The organism is Citrobacter sp. ANG330, from assembly GCF_047467925.1.
GTDB classification, from domain to species: domain Bacteria; phylum Pseudomonadota; class Gammaproteobacteria; order Enterobacterales; family Enterobacteriaceae; genus Citrobacter_A; species Citrobacter_A amalonaticus_G.
Map to the genome: position 1 here is coordinate 1 of NZ_JASJUI010000020.1, position 4,376 is coordinate 4,376.

Genomic DNA, 4,376 nt, shown 5'->3' on the forward strand with positions numbered 1-4,376 from the left:
TGCTGTAGATTTGCCGGAGAGTGGCCTTGCCTTATCCGACCAACACAGCGTCATGAAACATGATCCCGCCATAATACAAGCCATACTGCGGCATATGCGGTAAACTAGCCGCGATTTTGCATCAGGAAAGCGTCTATGAATCACTCCCTTAAAGCCTGGAATACATTCGGTCTCGAGCAGTCCGCTAATGAGATTGTTTGTGTTGAAAACGAACAACAATTAGTGAATGTCTGGCAATCTGCGAATGCGTTACATCAACCGGTATTAATACTGGGTGAAGGGAGTAACGTCTTGTTTCTCGATACCTTCCACGGGACGGTCATTATCAACCGTATCAAAGGTATTGAGGTGACAGAACAGCCGGAAGCCTGGCAATTGCATATCGGCGCCGGTGAAAACTGGCATCGTCTGGTCGAACATACACTACAGCTGGGCATGGCTGGGCTGGAAAACCTGGCGCTTATCCCTGGTTGTGTGGGGTCTTCCCCTATCCAGAATATCGGCGCTTATGGTGTAGAACTCCAGCGAGTTTGTGCTTATGTTGACTGCGTAGAACTGGCAACGGGTAAAACACAGCGCGTCAGCGCAACAGAGTGTCGATTTGGCTACCGTGACAGCATTTTCAAGCATGAGTATCAGGATCGCTATGCGATCGTTGCCGTGGGTTTACGCCTGATGAAACAATGGCAGCCGGTGTTGACCTATGGTGATTTGGCGCGCCTGGATCCCGCCACGGTTACACCGCAGCAGGTGTTCGATTCAGTTTGCCATATGCGCAGAACGAAGCTGCCCGACCCAAATATTAGCGGGAATGCAGGCAGTTTTTTTAAAAATCCCGTTGTGGCAAAGGACGTGGCTGAGGCACTGCTGTCTCAGTTTCCAAATGCCCCTCATTATCCTCAATCTGATGGTTCAGTAAAACTGGCGGCTGGCTGGCTCATTGACCAGTGTGAGCTGAAAGGCGTGAGTATCGGAGGGGCAGCCGTGCATCGTCAACAGGCACTTGTACTTATTAATGCGGGTAATGCGACAAGCGAAGATGTGGTCAATCTCGCGCATCTGGTGCGTGAAAAAGTCGGTGAGAAATTTAACGTCTGGCTGGAACCTGAAGTACGTTTCATCGGTCAGACGGGTGAAGTCAATGCCGTGGAGATCATTGCATGAAGGATAATACCGTTCCCCTGACGCTTATCTCCTTGCTGGCTGACGGCGAGTTTCATTCTGGCGAGCAACTGGGTGAAAAGCTGGGGATGAGTCGGGCTGCCATCAATAAACATATCCAGACCTTACGTGACTGGGGAGTCGACGTTTTTACTGTCCCAGGCAAAGGATACAGTCTGCCGGAGCCGATCGAGTTACTGGATGCTGAGCGCATATACAGCCAGTTGGATCACGGTACAGTAGCTGTGCTGCCAGTTATCGATTCTACCAATCAGTACCTGCTGGACCGTATCGAGCTATTACAGTCTGGCGATGCCTGTGTGGCGGAATATCAACAGGCAGGCCGTGGACGTCGTGGACGTAAGTGGTTTTCTCCCTTTGGCGCAAACCTTTATCTTTCGATGTTCTGGCGTCTGGAGCAGGGACCTGCCGCCGCGATCGGCTTAAGCCTGGTGATCGGTATCGTTATGGCCGAGGTGCTGCGCGATCTGGGTGCGGATAAAGTTCGAGTGAAGTGGCCTAACGATCTCTACCTGCTGGATCGTAAACTGGCGGGGATCCTGGTCGAGTTGACGGGTAAGACGGGCGATGCTGCCCAGATCGTCATTGGTGCTGGCATTAACATGGCGATGCGCCGTGTGGAAGAGGGCGTGGTGAATCAGGGATGGATTACGCTGCAGGAAGCCGGGATTACGCTTGATCGTAACACGCTGGCCGCGAGACTCATTCGGGAATTACGTACTGCGCTGGAGTTATTTGAACAGGAAGGACTGGAGCCTTATCTTTCCCGCTGGGAAAAACTGGATAACTTTATCAATCGTCCGGTTAAACTGATTATCGGTGATAAAGAAATATTCGGTATTTCTCGTGGTATTGACACGCAAGGCGCATTACTTCTGGAACAGGATGGGATAGTGAAACCCTGGGTTGGGGGAGAAATCTCTCTGAGAAGTGCAGAATAAGAGAAAGGGAGCTTAGGCTCCCTTTTTTCATTATTTTCGCAGGCGAACCTGCTCAACGGCATGATTCGCGCTCTTGGTCATGATCAGACTTGCGCGCTCACGCGTGGGTAAAATGTTCTGCTTTAAATTCAGCCAGTTAATTTCTTTCCATAATGAGGAGGCTGTATTGATTGCTTCCTCTTCCGTCAGTTTTGCATAGTTATGGAAATAAGAGTCGGGGTCGGTAAATGCACCCTCGCGGAATTTAAGAAAGCGATTGATATACCATGTCTGTAGTAAATCTTCCGGCGCATCAACATAAATAGAGAAGTCGACGAAGTCCGAAACAAATACATGATGTGGATCGTGTGGATAGTCCATCCCACTCTGCAGAACATTAAGTCCTTCGAGAATTAATATATCAGGCTGGGCAACGGTTTTATCTCCGTCAGGGATCACATCATAAATCAGATGCGAATAAACCGGCGCGGTGACGTTTGGCACGCCAGACTTCAGGTCGGAGACGAACTTGACCAGACGGTGCATGTCATACGATTCAGGAAACCCTTTTTTCTTCATTAACCCACGGTCTTTTAATACCTGGTTTGGATGAAGGAAGCCATCGGTGGTGATTAACTCGACGCGACGATGTTCTGGCCAGCGACTCAGTAACGCCTGCAATACACGCGCGGTGGTACTTTTCCCTACCGCCACGCTGCCCGCAATACTGATGATATAAGGAATGCGCTCGCCATTCGTACCCAGAAACTGTTCGAGAACCGCCTGACGGCGCAGGTTCGAGCTGATATAGAAGTTAAGCAAACGCGACAGGGGTAAATAGATCTCTGCAACTTCTTCCAGCGATAAATCTTCATTAATCCCTTTTAACCGCGCGATCTCTTCTTCAGTGAGGGTCATCGGCACGGAATCACGAAGCGCAGCCCACTGGTTGCGGTCAAACTGTAGGTAAGGCGTCATTAACGTTTGCTCTTTTATACGCATAAGCATGTTTCTGGCTGTCATTACATCTTCAGGGCAGTGATAAAAAGCGCGTCATCCCCTGCATGCAATGGCACGTCACATTTCAGTTAATTTGGACAATGGGCAGGAGGGTAACACCAGATGGGAGGGAATAATAAGAAAAAATCTCTTCCTGCCGCCATTACCTGAAAAGTTATGTGACAGATATTCCAGATGTGCAGACGCTGATTTGACGCGTTGAAGGGCTCGCTGGCGCAGGTGGGAGGAAATGTGCTACCAGGTAATGTCGAAATTTTATGCTAAGCTGACTGAAAATACGCCATTTTTTGGCCGTATAGCGCAAAATGTGAGCAATAGAACATTTTATGCAATTTTTTAGTTGCATGAGCACGCAGGTCTCCATAGAATGCGCGCTACTTGATGCCGACTTAGCTCAGTAGGTAGAGCAACTGACTTGTAATCAGTAGGTCACCAGTTCGATTCCGGTAGTCGGCACCATCAAGTCCGGTGGGGTTCCCGAGCGGCCAAAGGGAGCAGACTGTAAATCTGCCGTCACAGACTTCGAAGGTTCGAATCCTTCCCCCACCACCACTTTCTGGCAGCGATTGCTGTCTGAGCTGGTTAAGAAAATAATCGGCTCGAATGAGAAAAGAGACTTGTCTCTTTTTTTGTTACAGAAAGAACTGGGTAGCCGAGTTCCAGGATGCGGGCATCGTATAATGGCTATTACCTCAGCCTTCCAAGCTGATGATGCGGGTTCGATTCCCGCTGCCCGCTCCAGACGTGCTGATATGGCTCAGTTGGTAGAGCGCACCCTTGGTAAGGGTGAGGTCCCCAGTTCGACTCTGGGTATCAGCACCACTTCACTTCTCCTTCCCGTGTTTTCTCTGTAACGACTCAATGAATCAACAGTTCAGGCATATTGCCTGGTTGATGTGGTGATATCACCGATTTATCCGTGTCTTAGAGGGACAATCGATGTCTAAAGAAAAGTTTGAACGTACAAAACCGCACGTTAACGTCGGTACTATCGGCCACGTTGACCATGGTAAAACAACGCTGACCGCTGCCATCACTACCGTACTGGCTAAAACCTACGGCGGTGCTGCTCGCGCATTTGATCAGATCGATAACGCGCCGGAAGAAAAAGCTCGTGGTATCACCATCAACACCTCTCACGTTGAATATGACACCCCGACTCGCCACTACGCGCACGTAGACTGCCCGGGGCACGCCGACTATGTTAAAAACATGATCACCGGTGCTGCGCAGATGGACGGCGCGATCCTGGTT

4 protein-coding genes, 4 tRNA genes and 1 pseudogene are annotated in these 4,376 nt (G+C 49.9%); 7 read left to right on the forward strand and 2 right to left on the reverse strand.

All coding sequences use genetic code 11. The annotated features are described in order from the left end of the window. The first annotated feature begins 135 nt into the window (after positions 1-135). Both murB and birA read left to right on the forward strand, forming a co-directional pair. On the forward strand, positions 136-1,164 hold the full coding sequence (gene murB / locus QNN88_RS22650) for a UDP-N-acetylmuramate dehydrogenase (RefSeq protein WP_414242128.1): 1,029 nt from the start codon (positions 136-138) through the stop codon (positions 1,162-1,164). Beyond that, positions 1,161-2,123: a bifunctional biotin--[acetyl-CoA-carboxylase] ligase/biotin operon repressor BirA gene (gene birA / locus QNN88_RS22655; protein WP_414242129.1), complete on the forward strand. Its 963-nt coding sequence runs from the start codon at positions 1,161-1,163 to the stop codon at positions 2,121-2,123. Before murB ends, birA begins: the two co-directional genes overlap by 4 nt. Before the next feature lie 30 nt (positions 2,124-2,153). On the opposite strand, the gene coaA is transcribed toward birA, so the two are convergent. Then, a complete protein-coding gene (coaA, locus tag QNN88_RS22660; RefSeq protein WP_414242130.1) occupies positions 2,154-3,104 on the reverse strand; it encodes a type I pantothenate kinase in 951 nt (316 codons plus the stop codon). A 259-nt stretch (positions 3,105-3,363) separates the two neighbouring features. Further along, positions 3,364-3,486 (reverse strand): annotated as a pseudogene (locus QNN88_RS22665) (hypothetical protein); the annotation flags it as partial. Positions 3,487-3,505: 19 nt separating this feature from the next. Between QNN88_RS22665 and QNN88_RS22670 the strand changes: the two are divergent. From QNN88_RS22670 to QNN88_RS22690, 5 genes are all read left to right on the forward strand, one after another. After that, positions 3,506-3,581, forward strand: a tRNA-Thr gene (locus QNN88_RS22670). Positions 3,582-3,589: 8 nt separating this feature from the next. Then, a tRNA-Tyr gene (locus QNN88_RS22675) sits at positions 3,590-3,674 on the forward strand. A gap of 114 nt (positions 3,675-3,788) precedes the next feature. Further along, a tRNA-Gly gene (locus tag QNN88_RS22680) sits at positions 3,789-3,863 on the forward strand. 5 nt (positions 3,864-3,868) lie between these two features. Further along, a tRNA-Thr gene (locus QNN88_RS22685) sits at positions 3,869-3,944 on the forward strand. 117 nt (positions 3,945-4,061) lie between these two features. Further along, positions 4,062-4,376, forward strand: a 315-nt coding sequence (locus QNN88_RS22690) for a GTP-binding protein (protein WP_000031692.1), incomplete at its 3' end; no start/stop codon positions are given.